We start from the raw sequence: 17,857 nt of genomic DNA, 5'->3' as shown, positions 1-17,857 counted from the left end.
CGGGACTTTCCGCCCAACGGGAGGCCTGGTCGTCTTCGATCGCTTTTGCGGGGTTCCCGCCTCAGAGGCGCCCGTCGATCGATCGGGTTGTTCCGCGACGAGGACGGGTTCACCACGGTGGGCGTGGCCTTGGCGCTGCTTATCACGCTGTCGCTCGTGTTCACGTCGGCGCAGGTGTATCGCGTGAGCTCGGCGTCGGCCGACGTGCAGGACGTCGCGGATGCGGTGGCGCTCGCCGCGGAGAACGAGGTGGCCGAGTTCATGATCGTCGTGCGCGTGTGCGACGCCGTGGTGCTGTCGCTCTCGCTCACGAGCGCGGTGGCAACCGGTTTGGGCGTGGCGGCGTTGTGCACGCCGGCGACGGCGGCCGCCTCCGAGGTCTTGCTCGATGCGGCGCGCAAGGTGGTTCAGGCGCGCGACTCGTTCGCCGACAAGGCCGTTGCGGGGTTGAACCGCCTGCAGAAGGCGCTGCCCTTCCTGGCGACCGCCAACGCGGCGTCGGTGGCGTCGGCGAACGACGGCGGCGCGATGGGGGCGTCGTATCTAGGGTTGGCCGTGCTCGTGCCGGCCGACGGCGAGGAGCTGTCGCTGGGGACGGTGGAAGGCGCCGAGGACCTGGTGGGCGAGGCGGAGCGCGAAGCCGGCGACATCAAGCGGGCCGCCGCCGAGGCCGAGGAGGCCGCGCAGGAGGCGAACGCCTGCAAGGAGCGCGCGTTCCGGCGCGACTGCGGCGACGCTCCAGGGTACTGCATGTACGAGCGGGCGTCGACGCTCGCCGGCCTGGCGGGCGCGGACAACCCCCGTTACGCGAGCGTCGACGCCTGGTCGTTCTCCGTGGCGCTCGACCGCGCCCGCGCCTACTACGCGCGCCGGTTGGCCTCGGAGGAGCCCGAGGGGGCTTCCGTGGAGGACCGTGCCCGCTCGGCGCTGCGCCAGCGATTCTACGCGTACGCGTCCGACGAGGTGGGTCGCGGCTACGTGCACGAGAGCGCCGAGTCGTTCGACGCGCTTTTCCCGCATTTGCCGAAGAACACGGCCGAGATGCGCGAGACGACGCTCTACACGGAGGCGGTCTATCCGACGACGTCGGACGGTGCGGGGCAGACGGTCGCGCACGCCTGGCCGGGGTGCCCCGAGGCGGCGGGCGCGGCGGGGGCGATGTCCATCGCCCAGATGGAGGCGGAAGGGTGCCCTGCATGCCCCGCCTGCGGGTTCACGGCCGCCAGCATGGGAAAGGTGGCCGCCGCCTCCACGTCCATAGAGAACGGCTTCGAATACCACTACGAAGCCGTGGCGCAGGCGGCCGACGACTACCGGAAGGCGCGTGCCGAGCTCGACCCGCTCGCTGCCGAGGTGAAGGGCAGGGCCGGCGGGCTGCTGGACGGCTGCCTGGACGTGCTGCGTCGGGCCGCCGACATGCGCATAGACGCCGCGCCTCCCGGCCGGTTCGGCGCGGTGGCCTTCGCGGCGAACGCGAACGCGGCCGCCGCCTCCACCGGTTTCGCCAGCGGGTTCGTACGCGAGGCGGGGGAGCTGGGCGCGCGGGCCGCCGTGTCGGCGGCGACGCTGCTGGCCGAGCCTTCCGACGAGGGGAAGAACGTCGTCTCGTCGCTGCTCGACGGGTTGCGGGAGAGAGGGGGTGCGGCGACCGGCGCGCTTGGCGTCGTGCTCGATTGCTGGTCGGGGCTGCTGGGCGCCTATCTCGAGGGACAGGAGGCCGTTCAGGGCGCCGTCGAGCGTGCGGTGGATGCGCTGCCGTTCGCGAGCGCGAGCGGGCTCGGGTCGTGGGCGGCGGGCGCGTTCGAGAAGGTCGCGGGGGCGCTGGGCTTGGAGCCGGCGAAGCTCGACGCGCTGAAACCGGTTCTGGTGAACTCGGCGCATGCGGCCGCAGCCGACGACGCGTCGTTCACGGCGCGCTTCCTCGCCGTGAAGGCCCAGGCGGTGGCGCACCCGCTTGCGTCGACCGATCTGTTCTCCTCGGTGGTCACGGCCGCGGAGGCCGCCGCCGTGGAGGGCATCGCCGGGCTCGACGGCACTATAGAGATCGCGTCGGTGCGGCTGTTCGGCGACGGCGGGCCGGCCATTCCCATCACCATCGCGCTGCCGCAGGCGGCGAGGGACGCCGCAGCCGATTTCGCGAGCGGGGTGGCGGACGGAGTGCGATCGGTGTACGCGCAGGTGACGGGGGTGAGGGCATGGGAGTGACGACGGCGAAGCCGACGGGCGCGCACGTTGCGGTGCCGACGATCCGGGAGCGCGGGCAGATGACGGTGGAGCTGGCCGTGGTGTTTCCGGTGCTTATCGCCGTGGCGGTGATCGCGGTGAACGCGCTGCTGTTCTTCTCCGAGTGCGCGGCGTTCGACCGCGTGGCGCGCGAGGCGGTGCGCGTGCATGCGGCGTCGCCCGCCTACGGGCAGGGGCTCGAGCAGAGTTGCGCGCAGATCGCCCAAACGGTGGAGCAGGCGTGCGACCGGCCGTACACGGCCACGCGCGTGGCGGTGGAGGAGGTGAACGGCGGCCATGCGAAGTTCACGGCGACCATCGAGTTCTCGCCGACGTTGTTCGGGATGGGTTTGAAATCGTCGGTGCTCGGCGTGGCGCTGCCGCACCTGCAGCACGCCGTGTCGCTCGTGGTCGATCCGTACAAGCCGGGGGTGCTGCTATGAGCGCGGCCTTCCGTCGCGGGCGCTGCGCGATCGCCGTCCTAGCCGCGCTGCTCGCGTTGGCTCTCGCAGCGGACGCCGTGTTGAAGATCGTGCGGCCGAGCGTGGCGCGCGAGGCGCTGTCCTTGGCTGCGGAGGAGCTGGACGTGCGCGATCTGGCGTTCGGCACGGCGGAGAGGGGGGCCGCCGCTGCGCCCGATTCGCTGCCGGACGGCTTTTCCGAAGAGGTGCTGCCGATGGAAGGACGCGCCGACGTGCGGGTGGGAGCCGGGGGGTCGGTGGTGGGGTTCGCGGTGCCCGAGGAGCCGGCACGCGCGTTCGAGGCCGCGCGGCGCGCGCTATGCGAGCGCGGTTGGACGGCGGTGCCTTCGGGAAGCGATGCGGGTGGGTCGTTCGTGAAGGAGTCAGGGCCGCGCACGTGGGCCTACGTCTCGTGCGTGCGAACGGGGGATACGACGAGCGTCGTCGTGCAATGCGCGGCGACCGATGGGAAAGGATGAGCATGGTGGAGAAAGCGAAGGAGGGAGCGCAGCGCCTTGCGCAGGAGAAGGGCTCCGCTTCGGGCGAAAGCCGAAGCGCCGGGGGGATGCCGGACAAGCGGGGCAGGATCACGGTTTCCGCTCGAGCCGACCGAACCGAGCGCCTTGAGAAGCGGACGGCGCTCATGCTGGCCACGCGTGCGCGCCGCAAGGCCGCCGGCTTGCTGTTCGACGGACCTCACGACAAAGCGCTCCTGCTCGTGTCGTGCAACGACGTGCACACGGTGGGCATGCGCCATGCCATCGACGTCGCGTTCGTCGACCGCGCGGGGCTCGTGGTGGAGGCCCATCGCGCCGTGGGCCCTCTGCGCCGGCTGCGCAACGACAAAGCCGTGGCCGTGGTCGAGCGGTTCGCCTCGTGCGACGCGCCGTGGTTCGCCGTGGGCGACCAAGTCATGATCAGCGGAGGGAAGGAGACGGTCCGATGAAGACGTGCCCTATATGCCGTGCGCGCACCTTCGACGATGCGGAGGTGTGCTACGGATGCATGCATCGCTTCGGCGGCGAGGAGGAACGGAGGCTCGTTGCGGCCGAGGACGCCGGCTGGGAACCCGACGACGCGGTGGCGCGGCCCTCGGCGTCATGGTCCCCTGAACGGGAGAAAGCCGCTGCATGGAGAGAACCGCCCGCCCGCGCCCCTGTGGCGACGCGGTTGGAAACGGCGGATAACGCTTGCGGAACGGGCGAACGCCCGGTTGGCGAGAGGCCCGTTTCGCACGAAGGGAAGCACGCCGGCCCGCACGCCGGGCAATCGCCCGCGGGCGCGCCCTCCGAGGCGATGACGACGGGTCGCCGCGTCGAGCCGCGGCCCTCGATGGACTCGAAGCGCTTCGGCGGAAGCGCGGGGCGGACGGCTTCGGCGCGCCATGCGGCGAGGGCCGCGCCGTTCGACCGGACCGGCTGGATCGTGCGCTTCGAGTTGCCGGGATCGGCTTCCCCCGGTGCTTCTTCCGCAGACGGCGGGTACGAGGTTCGAAGGCCGGTCGAAGGGGGCTCCGCCGAGGCGCCGTGCTCTTTGGTCGTGAGCATCTGCCCGATGTTGGCGGAAACGGCGTCGGAAGAAGGGGCGACCGCGTCGAACGAAGCGGCGACTACGCTTGCCGGAGCCCAGGGCTCGCAAGCCGTTTTGCCGGGTTCGGCTTTCGGGCACCGCGCCAGGCCGGACGGCTTGCCTGGTTCCGCCGCGGTCGAGGGCGGCAGGTTGTGAGCGCCGCGCTCGTCGCCGTGCTCGCGGTTGCCGGGGGCTTGCTCGGATGGCTCGCCGTCCCTTGGGCGGCCGACGCGCTGCTGCGCCGTGCGCGAGCCCGCGCGGATGCATGGTGGGACGACTCGTTGGAGGTCTACCGATCCTTCAAGCGCGACCACCCCAACGACGAGCCGGTTAGCACGGCGCCGGGAACCGAGGGGGCGGTGGGGATATGGCGCGACGAGGCATGCGCCGCGGGCTTGGCGGGAACGCTCACGGAGGAGCGGATTCGCGCGCTTGCGAGCGTCGGCTTCAAGGTCGACGGCCTGGTTGCGGCGGGCACCGACGACGAGCGTTGCCGACGCTACTCGTTTCGGGCCCGTGTGCGCGACCGCGCGTTTTGCGCGCTGACCGTGGGCGCGGCGTTCGCCGCAGCTGCGGCGCTTGTCCCGGACGTTCTCGCCGCCACGTTGCTCGGCGCGTGCGTCTTCGCCATGGTCGCCGCGGTCGTGTGCGACGTGCGGGCCCGCACCATACCGCTTGAGGCGTGCGCCGCCGTCGCGCTCGCAGGCGCGGCGTTCCAAGCGACGGCGCACGGGCTCGAGGGCGTGGCCGCCGGTCTGTTGCTCGCCCTCGCCGTTGTCGGGGGGTGCTCGCTGGCGAACCGCCTGCTACGCGTGCGCTGCCCCGGCGGCGCCGTCGGCCGGGGCGACGTGCGGTGCATGGGGGCGCTGTCCCTGGCCACCGGCGCGGGGGCAGCGTGCGGTTTCGCCGCGTGCTATGCGTTGGCGGGCCTTGCGGCCCTGGCCGGCTGTGCGACGCGGAGGTTGAAGCTGGGCGACGGCATGCCCATGGCGCCGTTCCTCTCGGTCTGGTTGGCCTGCGGGACGGCGGCGAGCGTGTTGCTGGCGTGAGCGCGCGATGCGTTTTGCGCGCAGGTAAAGGCAGGTGCCGAAGGGGCGTCTGCGAACAAACGAGAAAGGGTGTCGATCATGAAACAGGAAAAGAATTCGATGGGTGCGTGCGGCAAGCTGAGGGCGCTTATCGTGCGCGGCGAGGAGGGCGGCGGGTCCGAGATCGTGCAGACGGTCATCGTGCTCGGTTTCGCCGTCGGGCTGGGGGCGGCGCTCATGCTGCTGCAGGGCAACATACAAACGGCCCTCACGACGGCGGGCACGAACATCACCGACATGTTCTCGAAGGTGACATCCGGTGCGGCCAAGTAGGCGGTCGGAACAGGGCGGGAGCGCCGTCGTGGCCGTGGTGGCCATGCCCATCCTGCTCACGTTCCTGTTCGCCGCAATCGACTTGGGACGCGTCGTGTTCTTGGGCGCCGAGGCGGGCACGGCGGCCCATGCCGTCTGCCGCCGTGTGGCGGCGCGCCCCGCATCGGCGTCCTCTCCGGACGAGCTGCGGGAGGCTGCGGTGGAGGCGGCTCCGTCGCTTGCCGGCGAGGGGCTCGACCTTTCCATCGACGTGGACGTGGGAGACGTCGAGGAATGCTCGTTCGCGTACCGGCTGTACGACGACGAGGCCGACTCGTTCCTCTCCCGCACCATCCGCACGCGGACGCGCCCGGTGGAGGCGTCGGTTGCCGTGCGCGGCCGGTACCTGACGCCGCTCGGCACGCTGCTTTCCAAAGGCGCGGACGGCGCGGCGTTCTCCTGCTCGGCGCAGGCACGCGGGGTGGTCGACGAGACGGCGGAGGAGACGTGAGCGCGACGAGAGGGCCGAACGCGCCGTGTCCCTTGGAGCGGGGGAGCGAGGTCGTGCAGTCGGTGGCTGCCGTGTCGCTCGTGCTGCTGGCGGTGTTCGCGGTGGTGCAGGCAGGCAGCATGATGCTGTCCATCAGCCGGCTCACGGCCGACCTCTCCCGCGCCTGCCGGCAGATGGACACGACGGGCCTCGCGTTCGCCGCCGATAGAGAGCGGTTCGTGGCCGACGAGGTGCTGGGCTCGGCGACGCTGCTGAAGCCCGAGCTGCTGCGGGTCGAGAACGTGACGATGTCGGTCGCCGAAGAGGGCCCGGCGAGGGCGTTCGGGGCAGGGGTCGTTTCGAGTGCGGACGAGGACGCGGCGGTCTCGCAGCGCACGGACGCCACCCGCGTGTCGTTCGACGTGGCGTACGAGCTGCCTTCCCTGGCGGCGATCCCCGGGCTCGCGCATCGGACGATCGCGCGGCACGTGGTGTGCGAGCACGTGGAGGGAAGGGTCGTGGAAGTGACGGTGGGTTCGTGAGCGGCGGGTTGGCCGGCGTTTCCGAGGCGCGCACCGCGCGATGGAACGGTCGTGCGTTCGAACCCGGCGAGCGCGGCTCCATCGCGCCGCTCGCGGTGATGGCGGCTCTGCTCCTGTTTGCCGTGCTCGCGTTCTCGGTGGACCAGGGCATCACCTGCGCGGTGAAGGTTGGCCAGGAGAACGCGCTCGACGAGGCGCGCGACGCCTGCTTCGGCGCCTCGTTCGCGCTGGCGGCGAAGAACGACGGCGACCCGGGGCTCGCCGTCGCGCGCCGAATTGCCGAAACGCTGCGCACGGAGGGCTTCTCGGGGGATGTCACCGTGTGGTTTTACGAGGTGCCGAAAGAGGATCTGCCGGCCTCGCGGCGCGTCTGGGGAATCGCAGTGCAGATGCGCGAACAGGTGCCCACGGTGTTCGCGCGCGGGCTCGGTATCTCGTCGCTGCCGGTAGCGTCGAAGCGGGTGGTGGTGGCCGAGCCGTTCGCCGGGTCGGCGGTGTGGCGCCCTGACGGCGCGGGGGGCGAGGCGTTCGAGCTGGGAGCCGGAGCCGAGGCGTCGGCCCTTGCGCGAATGCGGTTTGCGCGCCTTGACGAATGCCCTGCCGAGCTGGTGCGCGAGGTTCGCGCCGCCGTAGCGGCGGCGAGCGAGGCGCCTGATAAGGAGGAACCATGATCATGCAACGAACGAGGGAGCGGGCGGGCGGTCCGTCCGGTTACGCCAGCCGCGAGAACGCCGGCTCGTCCGCAGGAGGCGACGTGGGCGCTGCGGTTGAGCGACGAGCGCGGTCCCGTCGTCCGCCAGGCGCGCCCGATGTGCGCGAGGGGCGCGATCCTCAACGGGTTAAGGGTCTAGCCGCCGTAGCGGCGGCATCGGTGGCGGTGGCCTTGGTGGCCGCGGCGTACGGAACGTGGGCGGCCCTGTCTGCGCAGGCGACGGTGGCCGCCGCAGGCGCGGACGCCCAGCCCACGTTGGTGGCGGCCGCCGACATAAGCGCGGGAGACGTGCTTGCGGCGTCGTCGTTCGAGGTGCGTTCGGTGCCGCGCAGCCTGCGCGTGCGGACGGCGCTCGAGGGCGAAGCCCTCGAAGGCGACGCGTCGCTGCTCGGCCAGCGCGCGCTCGTCGACATGCCGGCAGGCACGCAGGTCACGCCTGCAGCCGTGTCGGGTCGTGCGGACGGTGCGCGCCTGTCGGCAGCGCTCTCGTCCGATCGGCAGGCCGTGACCGTGGCCGTCGATGCCGAGTCGGGGCTCGCCGGCCAGCTGCGCCCGTCCGACCGCGTGCGGGTGGTGGCCTTGGAGGGGGCGGCATCGGGGGAGGTCCTGCTGGCCACGATCTGTGACGACGTGCGCGTCCTGTCGCTCGACGGCGATCGAGTGGGCGGCGACGGGGCGTACGCGTCGGTGACGCTGGAGGTGACGCCGGAGCAGGCCGACGCCGTTCGGGCCGCTCAATGGACGGGGAAGGTGAGCCTTGTGCTCATGCCCGTGCTTTCGGAGCCGACGCAGGGCGGTCCCGTGCCGGATGCGGCGGCCGAGGCGATCGGCAGAGAGGAGCCCGTCGATGGATAGGACGCTCGAACGTGCCCTCAAGGCGGCCGTTCGCGAGGAGGTGGCCGCGAAGCTGGGCGGCGGCGCGACGGGTCCGGACCAGGTGAAAGAACTCGTGGCCGAGGCGGTGGAAGCCCTGCGGTTCAGCTACGGCGCCCGTTTGGAGCGCGCCGAGGCGGAGGTGCTTTGCCGGGCGCTCGTGGACGACTTCCTGTACTACGGTCCGCTCCAACCGCTGCTCGACGACGGATCCATCACCGAGGTGATGGTGAACGGCGGCGGCGTCGACCTGAACGATCCGGCGCTGTCCTACTTGCCACCCATCGTGTACGTGGAACGGGCGGGCAAGTTGGAGCGCCGGCCCGACGTGACGTTCGACGACGCGAGCCACGTGCGTCGGATCATCGACAAGATAGCGGAGCAAGCAGGCGTTCGCTGCGACGAGGCGCATGCCATGGGGTGCGCCATGCTGCCGGGCGGGCGGGCGCGCGCCACGTACGTTATCCCGCCGCTTGCCCCCGACGGTCCGGCCTTGAACCTGCGTATGTTCAAGGCGGACCTGATGAGCATGGGGGATCTGGAACGTGCCGGCGCGCTCACGGCCGCCATGGCGGATTTCCTTCGCTCGGCCGTGGCCGCGCGCTGCCCCATCGTCATTTCGGGCGGCACCGGGTCGGGCAAGACCACGCTTCTGAACGCGCTCTCCGAGTTCATCTCGCCCGACGAGCGCGTGGTCACCCTCGAGGACACGCCCGAGCTGCGCCTGCGCACGCCGCACACGGAGCGCATGCAGACGCGCGAGGCGAACGTGGAGGGCGAGGGTGCGGTGGGCATGCGCGAGCTGGTGGCCATCGCGCTCAGGCGCCGCCCCGACCGCATCATCGTGGGCGAGTGCCGCGGCGCGGAGGCGTACGACATGCTGCAGGCCATGCAGACCGACCACCCCGGATCCATGACCACCGTGCATGCGAACGACCCCGGCAACGCCATCAGCCGTCTGCGCACCATGGTCGGCTATGCGGACGGGGACCTAAATCGCGAGGTGATCATGCAGCAGATAGCCGAGTCGCTGCGCGGCGGGCTCGTCGTGCACGTCGAGCGCCTGCAGGATGGGAGCCGCAGGGTAACGAGCATCGTGGCCGTCGACCCCTTGCCAGAAGGCGGCACGGTCATTCCGCGCGCCGAGCTGTTCGCCTTCGACGTGGAGGGGGTGGACGACGGCGGCTGGGTGGTGGGCTCGTGGCGGGCGCGCGGCATCCAGCCGCAGCACATCAAGGAGCGCATGAGGGCGGCAGGCGTCTGGTACGACCCGGAATGGTTCTTCTCGGCGTGAGGCGCCGCTTCCGACCCAAAAGGGGAAGGTCCCCAATTTGTCCTAAAAGGGGACAGTCCCCAATTAGGACATTTTCCCAAGGCGAATGCGGGTGGAAGTTCTGAGCGAAGGGTGGGGCGCAACGGCAACGGGGGGCACGGCCGGTTTGCGGCAGCGCTTGAGCAGGTGGTTGTGATCGGAGGAGGAACGATGGTGTACATAGCGACGTCGACCGCCATCGCGGCGGCATGCGTCTTTCTGGCGGCGAAGGTGCTGGCTTGCGTCAGGGAGGACCGGTTGGAGCAGCGAAGGCGCGAGGCGCTCGTCGGTTCGAGGGAGCCGTCGAAGCGGGCGGAGGCGGGCAGGCGGTCGAAGGGCACGGGTCCGGCTGGCGTCGAGCGCGACACGCCGCTTGCCAAGAGCCTGCGTGCCGCCGGCATCGGGATGGCCCCCCGCCGGTGGGCCGCGCTCGTAGCAGGCGCAAGCGCGACGGCGGGGATCTGCGCTGCCGCGGCAAGCGGCGCCGCGGCGCTCGGACCCGTTGCGGCGGGGGCTGTTCTCGCGGCGGCGCAGCTTCTGGTGCGCCGCCGCTCCCGTGCGCGGAGCGACCTGTTCGACGTTCAGCTCGCCCATGCGCTTCCGCAGATAGCGGCCGGTTTGCGCGGTTCGCTCACGCTTGAGCGCGCGCTGCGCGTGGCCCTCGTGCATATGGACGACCCTTTGCGCGGCGAGGTGGCGCACGTGCTTGCCGATGCGGCGTACGGCATGCCCCTGCACGAGGCGCTCGACGCGATGGCGCGTCGAACCCAGAGCCAGGACGTGAGGACGCTCGCCTCGGCAACCAGGATGCGCCAGGGCAGCGGCGGCAGCGTGGCGGCGGCCTTGGCCATGATCTCGTCGCGTGTGAACGCCCGCCTGAAGGCGGCGCGCGAGCTCAAGGTGGAAGTGGCCGGAACGCGCTTGGCCAAGTGGTTCGTAGCGGGCGCCATGCCCGCTATCTTCCTCATCATGTACGCGACGAACGGCGATTTCGCCCGGTTCTACGCGACGGAGCCGCTGGGGTGGGCCGTGCTCGGCATCGCGGCGGCCATGGAGGCGGCCGGTCTTGCGATGTCCCATGCGGTCACGTCGCTCGAGCGTCGGTGACGGCGGCATGCGGGGCAAACGGAAAGAGAGGGTTCCCTGATGGAAGGCTCATGGCTTGCGATCATCGCGTTTCTGGCGATTGGCGGCGCGACGGGATGCGCTGCCTACGAGGTCCTGGTGAGGCGGTATGCGACGCCGCGCGCCGAGCGTCCGGCGGCCGACGGGGCGACGGCACGGGCTCGGACGGAGCGTGCGGGCGCGCGCGGTTCGACAGCGAACCCCGTCGAACCCGGCTTTGCCGGGCGGCGCGGCGCGCTTGCGCGCTTCCTTGCTGCAGCTGCGCGCCGCATCGAGCGGGTGCTTCCCATGACGCGCGCCGACGGCGACGCCTACCGCACCATGATCGCGCAGGCGGGATGGCGCCTCGAGCCCGAGACGTGGCGCGCCGCGCGCATCGTCTCGGCTTCGGCGTGCGGCGCGCTCGCATGCGTTTCGTTCCTGGCGGCGTGCGGGGCGACGCCCTTAGCGGCGTGCTCGGCCGCGGCGGCCGCGGCCGTGGCCGGCTGGTCGGCGCCGCGCCTCGCGCTCGCGCGCGCCGTCGCGCGCCGGCGACGGTCGATCGAGGCGCAGCTTCCCGACGCCATGGAGCTTCTGGGCATCGCGATTGCGGCCGGGTCTCCCGTGGAGCAGTGCTTCCGCGAAGTCGCGCAGAACCTGGAGCAGCCTCTCGCGGGGGAGTTCGAGGCGGTGGACCGCGAGGTGAACCTGCTCGGGCACTCCCGCGAACAGGCGCTCGACCATCTGGCCGCACGGTGCAAGAGCCGGGACGTCTCGGCGTTCGTGGCGCAGCTCGCGCAGGCGGTGAGCCAGGGGTCGTCCATCGCCGAGGGCCTGTCCTCCCAGGCCGCTCTCGCACGCGAGACGGCTCAGGCGGCGGCGCTCGAGCGCATCCGCAAGATGCCCACGAAGCTGGACGTGGTGCTGTCGTTCTGCTTCCTGCCGCCGACGATCGCGCTCGTGGTGGTGCCGACGGTGGTGGACTTGCTGAAGTTCTTGAACGACACGCTGCAATAAGGGGGTTCGTTATGGAGAAGAGAAGGAACGCGCAGGCGTCTTGGGGCGCCGAGGCGGCTGCCGGTGCGCCGGCGCCGGGCGATTCTCGCGGTGCCGAGCCCAAGCCCGTTGCGGGCGGGAGCGCTCCTTCGCCTCGCGGGCGAAGCATCGCGCGGCGCACCTTTCTGGGGTTGGGCGGGGCGGCGGCGCTGTCGTTGCTGTTGGCGCCCCGCTTGGCATGGGGCGGCGTGGGAAGCGGAAGCTGGGGCGACGCCGGCGGCGCGGCGCGCCCCGGCGCGCATTTCGGCTACGACGGCGGCTGGGGCTACTCCAGCAACGGGTGCGTGTGGCTCGCCGTGAGCTGCAACGCCACGGTCGGCCGCATGACCGAGCTGTTCCTTGAGGTGAGCGTGACGTCCTACTACGCCAACGGCGGCATCTGGTCGCCCACGTGGTTCACCGACTACCCCGACACGCACGTCGACTCGTTCGTGCGCAATGAATCCGGGGCGTGGATGTCCTCCACGAGCGGCTTCTACGACACCGTCTACGATTGCGCTTGGTTCCAAGGCCCCTACGCCACCCATGCGCTGCGCGTGCGCCGCGAGGCGTGGGACTGGTGGGCCTGGGCGGGCGTGAGGGCCTGGTGCGATTCCCCCGACAGCGCCTACGGCATCGACACGACCGCCGAGGCTTCGCAGCTCATCCCCCATCATCCGCTGGCAGACGACCGCTCGTGGCAGGGGAAGATCGCGACCCTGCGCCCCGAGGCCGCTCCGCACCTGCGCCTCGACGCCTTCGGGGGCGGCACGTCCAACGGCACCAACGTGCTGGCATGGAGCGCGTCGGACTACACGAACCAGCATTGGCTCGTGCTCACGAGCGCGCAGGGCCGCACGTGCCTCGTGTCCGTGCACACCGGCAGCGCGCCCCTGTTCGCCGACGTGTCCAGCAACGATTGGAACGACGGCGACAACGTGCACCTGTGGCAGGGCACCGGTGGGTGGAACCAGTCGTTCTGGCTCCATGCTCTGGGAACGGGCTACCATCTGATCGTGCCCGAGTGCTCGGGCTGCGCGCTCGACCTCGAAGGCGGCGGGCAGGCGGACGGCACGAACGTCGCCCAGTGGAATTGCTACGGGAACTGGAACAACCCAAACCAGCATTGGATGTTGGAAGAGCCGTTGTTCCGCGAACGGGAGCCGGGCGCGATGGCGCTTTCCGGCGTCGACGAGGCGGGGGAAGTCGAGCCGGGCACCGTGCTCGCGCCCGCCGATCCCGATCGGGCGTGTCTGCCTCGCAACCGCCCGGGAACCGCCGGGATGTTCTACCGCTACGCCTGGTACCGTGGCGAAGCGCCGGGGGATCGCGCTGAATCCGTGCGGGGGGCGAGTGAGGACCCCGCCTACGAAGTGGCCGAGGCCGACGAGGACGCGTACCTCGTCTGCGTCGTCAAAGCCTATGCGCGCTACGGGGACGTGCCGTACCGGGGCGAAGTCGAAACCGCGTCGGCTCGCGTTCGCTCGTCCCGCGCCCGCGTCCGTTGCTTCGCGGACGGCGACGCGGAGCCGTGCTTCGTCGACGAGCCCGATCGCGGGAGCGCCTACACCCTGCCGCAAGCCGCTTGGGAGGCCGCCGCGAAACCCGAGTGCGCCGGCGTCGACGGCTGGTACCGCGACGCGGCCTGCACCGAGGCCTACGTCGACGGCTCCTTGGTCGAAGGCGATTTCGACCTGTTCGCACGCAACCGCGTGGAGCTGTCGTACGCCATGGCCGATCCGTCGTGCCTGCTTGGCTCCCCGCGTGCCTACTTTCTCGACGAAGCGCTCGAGCGTCCGTTACTCGACCCGTCGACCCTGCTCCCACCGTCCGCGTCGCTTCACTACGGCGACCGCGCGGCGTTCGCCCGCGGGGCGAGCGCGTGGTACGAGGACATGGGGCGCGTGCGCGAAGCGTCCTGCGCTCAGGGCGCCTACGCCGAAGCCGACGCTTCGGGCCCGCCCATGCGCACGGCCCGTCTCGTTCGCAACACTGCGGCGTACCTTTTGTGGCGCACCCCCGCCTACGACGGCATCGCGCTTTCATGAAAGAAGGCATTAAATCTAACTCTTGAGTAATACTAACTTTAGCGTTATAGTGAAAGGAAAGGGCAATGCCTCCGAAACCGTTCGAGATATATCGTCGGCTTTTGCGAGAGGGCTGGCATGACGATGGCTGCACGGGCTCGCACCGAAAGCTGTCGAAGGGTGATGCAAGGATCGTATTGCCGATGCATCGCGGGGAGATGGCCAAGGGGATGTGGGAGAGCATCAAGAAAGAAGCAGGTTGGCGGTAAGTCTCATCGGAAGGAGCAGACGTGAGGTACACTTACCCAGCACTTATTGTCAAAGACGAGTGGGTTGGCTACTGCGCCTACCTGAACGACTTCGGCATCGTCACGCAGGGCGATGATATTCAAGATGCGGTGGAGATGGGCGCCGACGCCCTTTGGATCATGATCGACGACTACCTCCAACTAGACAAGCCCTTGCCGAAGCCGATCTACCCCGAAGAGCACGAGGGCCTGCTCGTTGCCATTTCGGTGGACGTCACCACCGAGCGAGGGCTGCTCACCACGAAGATGGCGGCGGGTTTGCTCGGCGTGAGCGATGCGCGCGTGCGGCAGATGGTGTGCTCGGGCCAGTTGGCCTCCAAGAAGATCGGCCGCGACAACTACGTCTACCTCTGGAGCATTCGCGAGCGCCAAGCGAACCCGCCGAAACCGGGCCGTCCCAAGAAGAAGGCCCTTGCCGAGCAGTCGTAACGCTCGGCAAGGGCCGGTTTGCAGCTGGGTGTTGGGACCAAACTCGCTACGCTGCAGTCATGCTCGCGGCGGCGTTGCCGCCGGCCTCCGACGAGCGCATGCGCACGCGGCCGGCCACGAGGGCCACGGCGAACAGGGCGGCGGCGAACAGGAGCACGATGCCCATATCGCCCAGCACCGGGGCGACGGACGCGAACGTCATGTCCGTCAGATGCACGCTCTTGCTCACGGCGTCGGTGTACCAAGACGTGGGGATGAACCGGGAAAGCGCTTGGATCTCGGGGCCCATAAGCTCGATGCTGATCCACGCGCCGCCCAGAAACGACATCACCATGCCCAGGATGTTGCCCACGGCGTTCGCCATCATCTCGCTCGCGCCCAGCTGCCCGAGCAGGAATCCGATGGTCAACGGCACGAGCGCGAACACGAACGCGCAGGCCAACGTCAGCGCGACGGCCGCCAGGGGGACGTCCGCAAGCGACGAGCCGAACGCGGCCAGGCCGATGCCGCTCGAAATCGCCCATACAAGCGCCGTGACCAGCAGGCTGGCCGCCGCTTTCTGCATGCCCAGCCGCAGGCTGCTCATCGGCGAGATGAGGTTGCGGCGGTACAGGTCGGTGCGGTTGAAGGCGCTCATGAGCAGTCCCACGCACACGACCACGGCGGCCGTCATGGTGTAAGTGCCCCACTGCAGGTAGAAGGCGAACTGGTCGGCCGGAGCGGCCCCGTTCGCCGCGTGCACGGTCTCCACCTCGGCCGACGCGGCGGCGGCCTCGTCGGCGCGCGCCAGCACGGAAGCCGCGGGCGCGTCGGGCTCGAGCGCAGCCGCGGCGCGCACGAGGCCCAGGTACTGGTTCACCTGCTCGTCCACCAGCGTGCCGGCCATGGTGCCGTAGCTGAACGCCGACTCCAGCACCGGTTCCGCGTCCTCGGCGCGTGCGGCCTCCACGAAGTCGTCGCCGTAGCCCTCCGGAACGACCAGCAGGTAGCGCACCTGGCCGGTGGCCACCGCATCCTGCATGGCGAAGGGATCGTCGATCACCTCGACCTTCTCTCCCTGCCGGCTCAAGAAAGCCGTCAGACTCTCGGAGAGCGGGCTGCCGTCGCGGTCTATGACGGCGAAGGGCGCCTTCGACGCGGTGTACTCGGTGCCGTCGCCGCCCACGTTGACGCTGCTGGTGATGAACACGCCCATGAGGCTGAGGAACCCGACGTACACCAGCAGGTACACGGGGTGGTTCATGACGATACGCAGGGCGGCTTTAAAGGCTTGCATAGCGCTGCCTCCTAACGAACAGGGCGGATACGGCGAACAGCACGGCGGACATCGCCAAGAGGATGCCGGCTTTCTGGGCGAAGGGCCCGAGCGAGTCATAGTAGTACAGGCTGTAGAACAGGTCCGTGACCACCTTCGCGGGGTTCAGGGAAGCGAGCAGGGGGTAGTTCCTCGTGATGCTGTCGGCCAGCTCCATGCACGGCTCGCCGTACAGGCCCGCGAACAGCGAGAGGAAGCAGGTGAGCGCGGTGAGCAGGCCGGTCTTCACGCCCATGCTGACCTTCGGCAGCGAGCCCAGCAGGGTGCCGAGCGCGGTGGACAGCAGCGCCGCCGCGGCGAGGGCCGCCACGCAGAGGCCTTCGCGCCCGGAGAAGTCGATGCCCACGCCGAAGCGCATGTACAAAAACGCCGCCATGAGGCACACGAACGAGATCAACCAGCTGGCCGCCAACGTGGCCGCGAGCGTCTTGCCGCGGCTCGTGGCGCCCAGGGTGCGTCGCGCGCCCAGCGGCGAGAGGTTCGGCTGCGCCTCACAGATGGCCAGCATGCCCACTTGTCCGCAGAACAGCGCGGCCATGCCCAGCAGCGCGTAGTAGTAGCGCACCGACTGCGCGGGCTCGGCATGCGTGAGCGAAACCTGCACGGTGGCGGCGCCGTGCGCGAGCGCGTCCTCGATACGGTCGGGGTCGACGAGCGCCATCGGGTTGTCCTCGGCGATGCCGGCGACAAGGTCGGCGTCGCGCACGTAGGTGTTCACGACGGTGTTCAGGATGGTGCGCCCTATCTGCTCCACTCCCAGCCCGCCGGAGTCGGGGGTCACGGATAACAGGGGATTCCCGTCCGCATCGACCGAGAGAACGCCTTGCACCTCGCCGGCGGAAAGCGCTTCGCGCGCCTCGCCGGCGGTCGCGAACGCGCGCACGTCGAGCAGCTGGTCGTCGCCGGGTTCGCCCAGTTTGTCCACGACATCGGCGAAAGCCGATCCCTCGTAGGCGGCATCGGTCACCACGGCCGTGGGCACCGGGTCGAACGCCGTGGCGTTGTCGAGGTTCGAGAACATGAACATGAACATGGTGGACAGGATGATGGGGAAGGCGAGCGACCACACGAACAGCTCCCGCTTGCGCGTGAGCACCATGAGCGCCCCCTTGAACACGTTCCACATAAAAAGCTCCTTAATCGGTGCACGTACCTCTTAGTCGCGCAGCGCTTTGCCGGTGATCTCGAGGAACACGTCGTTCAGCGTGGGCGGCTCCGCGTAGATGCGCCCCGTGGCCACGCCGCGCGCGGCCAGCACCGCCAGCACGTCGGCCACGTTGTGCTGCCCGTTGCCGCAGGCCGCCTCCAGCATGGCGCCGTCGAACGTCGCCCCCGCCACGCACGGCAGCGCGCGCAGCGCCTCCAGCACGGCGTCGTCGGCGGCGTCCACCTCGATGCGGATGCGCTCGCCCGTGCCGATCATGGCCTTCAGTTCGTCGTTCGTGCCGGTGGCCAGCGCGCGGCCCTGGTCCATGATCATGATGCGCGTGCAGATCTCCTCCACCTCCTCCATGTAATGGCTCGTGTACACGATGGTGGAGCCCTGCGCGTTCAGGCGCAGGATGCCCTCGAGGATGGCGTTGCGGCTCTGCGGGTCCACGGCCACGGTGGGCTCGTCGAAGAAGACGAGCTCGGGCTTGTGCGCGATGCCGCACGCGATGTTCAGGCGGCGCAGCAGGCCGCCCGACAGCTTCCGGGGGCGATACTTCACGTAGTCCTCCAAGCCCACGAAGGCCACGGCCTCCTCGACGAGCGCGGCGCGGCGGCTTCTGTCCTGCACGTACAGCGCGCAGAAGTAGTCGATGTTCTGCTGAACCGTCAACTCCTCGAACACGGCCACGTTCTGGGGCACGATGCCGATGCGCCGCTTCAGGTCGTAGCGCGCGGGGGCCATGGGCTCGCCGAACAGGCTGATGGAGCCCTTGTCGTACGTGAGCAGCTGCAGCATGCAGTTGATGGCGGTGGTCTTGCCCGAGCCGTTCGGCCCCAGAAGCCCGAACACCTCGCCCGGTGCGATATGCAGGTTGAAGTGGTCGAGCGCTATCACGTCGCCGTAGCGCTTCACCAGGTTGTCGACGGCGATGATGTCTTCCATGGTCTTATCCTCTCTCGAAACC

At 70.0% G+C, this 17,857-nt stretch carries 19 protein-coding genes; 16 read left to right on the top strand and 3 right to left on the bottom strand.

Annotation, left to right across the window (positions count from 1 at the left end; genetic code table 11):
• Nucleotides 1–87 precede the first annotated feature (87 nt).
• The 16 genes from C1878_RS09460 to C1878_RS09380 all read left to right on the top strand — a co-directional run bounded on the left by C1878_RS09460 (nt 88) and on the right by C1878_RS09380 (nt 14,425).
• Nucleotides 88–2,205 (top strand): molybdenum cofactor biosynthesis enzyme, encoded by a 2,118-nt coding sequence (locus C1878_RS09460; protein ID WP_241963686.1) that lies wholly within the window; start codon nt 88–90, stop codon nt 2,203–2,205.
• Entirely contained in the window at nt 2,196–2,666 is a 471-nt protein-coding gene (locus C1878_RS09455; protein ID WP_241963685.1) for a TadE/TadG family type IV pilus assembly protein, read from the top strand. Before C1878_RS09460 ends, C1878_RS09455 begins: the two co-directional genes overlap by 10 nt.
• Nucleotides 2,663–3,163 carry a hypothetical protein gene (locus C1878_RS09450; RefSeq protein WP_114601372.1) on the top strand — a complete coding sequence of 167 codons (501 nt, stop codon included), beginning with the start codon at nt 2,663–2,665 and terminating at the stop codon, nt 3,161–3,163. The genes C1878_RS09455 and C1878_RS09450 overlap by 4 nt, the downstream gene beginning before the upstream one ends.
• 2 nt (nt 3,164–3,165) lie before the next feature.
• Complete coding sequence (locus C1878_RS09445) at nt 3,166–3,630, top strand: DUF192 domain-containing protein (RefSeq protein ID WP_241963684.1); 465 nt, start codon at nt 3,166–3,168, stop codon at nt 3,628–3,630.
• Between the two features lie 775 nt (nt 3,631–4,405).
• The gene (locus tag C1878_RS09435; protein ID WP_114601370.1) at nt 4,406–5,302 is read left to right on the top strand and encodes a prepilin peptidase; all 897 of its coding nucleotides are present in this window, start codon (nt 4,406–4,408) and stop codon (nt 5,300–5,302) included.
• Nucleotides 5,303–5,380: 78 nt separating this feature from the next.
• Nucleotides 5,381–5,614: a hypothetical protein gene (locus C1878_RS09430; RefSeq protein WP_241963683.1), complete on the top strand. Its 234-nt coding sequence runs from the start codon at nt 5,381–5,383 to the stop codon at nt 5,612–5,614.
• Complete coding sequence (locus tag C1878_RS09425; RefSeq protein WP_147272928.1) at nt 5,601–6,104, top strand: TadE/TadG family type IV pilus assembly protein; 504 nt, start codon at nt 5,601–5,603, stop codon at nt 6,102–6,104. Before C1878_RS09430 ends, C1878_RS09425 begins: the two co-directional genes overlap by 14 nt.
• On the top strand, nt 6,101–6,625 hold the full coding sequence (locus tag C1878_RS09420) for a pilus assembly protein (protein ID WP_147272927.1): 525 nt from the start codon (nt 6,101–6,103) through the stop codon (nt 6,623–6,625). Before C1878_RS09425 ends, C1878_RS09420 begins: the two co-directional genes overlap by 4 nt.
• Nucleotides 6,622–7,296, top strand: a complete 675-nt coding sequence (locus tag C1878_RS09415) for a hypothetical protein (protein WP_114601366.1) — start codon at nt 6,622–6,624, stop codon at nt 7,294–7,296. The genes C1878_RS09420 and C1878_RS09415 overlap by 4 nt, the downstream gene beginning before the upstream one ends.
• Entirely contained in the window at nt 7,293–8,192 is a 900-nt protein-coding gene (gene cpaB, locus C1878_RS09410) for a Flp pilus assembly protein CpaB (RefSeq protein ID WP_114601365.1), read from the top strand. The genes C1878_RS09415 and cpaB overlap by 4 nt, the downstream gene beginning before the upstream one ends.
• On the top strand, nt 8,185–9,504 hold the full coding sequence (locus C1878_RS09405; RefSeq protein WP_114601364.1) for a CpaF family protein: 1,320 nt from the start codon (nt 8,185–8,187) through the stop codon (nt 9,502–9,504). The genes cpaB and C1878_RS09405 overlap by 8 nt, the downstream gene beginning before the upstream one ends.
• Before the next feature lie 189 nt (nt 9,505–9,693).
• Nucleotides 9,694–10,629 carry a type II secretion system F family protein gene (locus C1878_RS09400; RefSeq protein ID WP_114601363.1) on the top strand — a complete coding sequence of 312 codons (936 nt, stop codon included), beginning with the start codon at nt 9,694–9,696 and terminating at the stop codon, nt 10,627–10,629.
• 39 nt (nt 10,630–10,668) lie between these two features.
• Entirely contained in the window at nt 10,669–11,643 is a 975-nt protein-coding gene (locus C1878_RS09395; RefSeq protein WP_114601362.1) for a type II secretion system F family protein, read from the top strand.
• An 11-nt stretch (nt 11,644–11,654) separates the two neighbouring features.
• Nucleotides 11,655–13,709 carry an RICIN domain-containing protein gene (locus C1878_RS09390; protein ID WP_114601361.1) on the top strand — a complete coding sequence of 685 codons (2,055 nt, stop codon included), beginning with the start codon at nt 11,655–11,657 and terminating at the stop codon, nt 13,707–13,709.
• Between the two features lie 65 nt (nt 13,710–13,774).
• Nucleotides 13,775–13,957, top strand: a complete 183-nt coding sequence (locus tag C1878_RS09385; protein ID WP_080144416.1) for a type II toxin-antitoxin system HicA family toxin — start codon at nt 13,775–13,777, stop codon at nt 13,955–13,957.
• A 21-nt stretch (nt 13,958–13,978) separates the two neighbouring features.
• A complete protein-coding gene (locus C1878_RS09380) occupies nt 13,979–14,425 on the top strand; it encodes a type II toxin-antitoxin system HicB family antitoxin (protein ID WP_114601360.1) in 447 nt (148 codons plus the stop codon).
• 46 nt (nt 14,426–14,471) lie between these two features.
• Here the strand turns inward: C1878_RS09380 and C1878_RS09375 are convergent, their stop codons facing one another.
• From C1878_RS09375 to C1878_RS09365, 3 genes are read right to left on the bottom strand one after another with little or no spacing between them, the layout of a single operon-like run.
• Complete coding sequence (locus C1878_RS09375; RefSeq protein ID WP_114601359.1) at nt 14,472–15,701, bottom strand: ABC transporter permease; 1,230 nt, start codon at nt 15,699–15,701, stop codon at nt 14,472–14,474.
• On the bottom strand, nt 15,688–16,866 hold the full coding sequence (locus tag C1878_RS09370) for an ABC transporter permease (RefSeq protein WP_114601358.1): 1,179 nt from the start codon (nt 16,864–16,866) through the stop codon (nt 15,688–15,690). The genes C1878_RS09375 and C1878_RS09370 overlap by 14 nt, the downstream gene beginning before the upstream one ends.
• A gap of 30 nt (nt 16,867–16,896) precedes the next feature.
• Nucleotides 16,897–17,835 (bottom strand): ABC transporter ATP-binding protein, encoded by a 939-nt coding sequence (locus C1878_RS09365; protein WP_114601357.1) that lies wholly within the window; start codon nt 17,833–17,835, stop codon nt 16,897–16,899.
• Nucleotides 17,836–17,857: the final 22 nt, after the last annotated feature.

The sequence above is a fragment of the Gordonibacter sp. 28C genome (assembly GCF_003339845.1).
Taxonomy (GTDB): domain Bacteria; phylum Actinomycetota; class Coriobacteriia; order Coriobacteriales; family Eggerthellaceae; genus Gordonibacter.
The sequence above is the reverse complement of the archived record's forward strand: the minus strand, read 5'-3'. Positions and strand labels throughout refer to the sequence as shown.

What these genes read in the sequence shown, in the direction of transcription:
- C1878_RS09365 (WP_114601357.1), bottom strand. Translation starts at nt 17,835, where the DNA reads ATGGAAGACATCATCGCCGTCGACAACCTGGTGAAGCGCTACGGCGAC.
- C1878_RS09370 (WP_114601358.1), bottom strand. Translation starts at nt 16,866, where the DNA reads ATGTGGAACGTGTTCAAGGGGGCGCTCATGGTGCTCACGCGCAAGCGG.
- C1878_RS09390 (WP_114601361.1), top strand. Translation starts at nt 11,655, where the DNA reads ATGGAGAAGAGAAGGAACGCGCAGGCGTCTTGGGGCGCCGAGGCGGCT.
- C1878_RS09445 (WP_241963684.1), top strand. Translation starts at nt 3,166, where the DNA reads ATGGTGGAGAAAGCGAAGGAGGGAGCGCAGCGCCTTGCGCAGGAGAAG.
- C1878_RS09395 (WP_114601362.1), top strand. Translation starts at nt 10,669, where the DNA reads ATGGAAGGCTCATGGCTTGCGATCATCGCGTTTCTGGCGATTGGCGGC.
- C1878_RS09455 (WP_241963685.1), top strand. Translation starts at nt 2,196, where the DNA reads ATGGGAGTGACGACGGCGAAGCCGACGGGCGCGCACGTTGCGGTGCCG.
- C1878_RS09405 (WP_114601364.1), top strand. Translation starts at nt 8,185, where the DNA reads ATGGATAGGACGCTCGAACGTGCCCTCAAGGCGGCCGTTCGCGAGGAG.
- cpaB (WP_114601365.1), top strand. Translation starts at nt 7,293, where the DNA reads ATGATCATGCAACGAACGAGGGAGCGGGCGGGCGGTCCGTCCGGTTAC.
- C1878_RS09430 (WP_241963683.1), top strand. Translation starts at nt 5,381, where the DNA reads ATGAAACAGGAAAAGAATTCGATGGGTGCGTGCGGCAAGCTGAGGGCG.
- C1878_RS09385 (WP_080144416.1), top strand. Translation starts at nt 13,775, where the DNA reads ATGCCTCCGAAACCGTTCGAGATATATCGTCGGCTTTTGCGAGAGGGC.
- C1878_RS09400 (WP_114601363.1), top strand. Translation starts at nt 9,694, where the DNA reads ATGGTGTACATAGCGACGTCGACCGCCATCGCGGCGGCATGCGTCTTT.
- C1878_RS09375 (WP_114601359.1), bottom strand. Translation starts at nt 15,701, where the DNA reads ATGCAAGCCTTTAAAGCCGCCCTGCGTATCGTCATGAACCACCCCGTG.
- C1878_RS09450 (WP_114601372.1), top strand. Translation starts at nt 2,663, where the DNA reads ATGAGCGCGGCCTTCCGTCGCGGGCGCTGCGCGATCGCCGTCCTAGCC.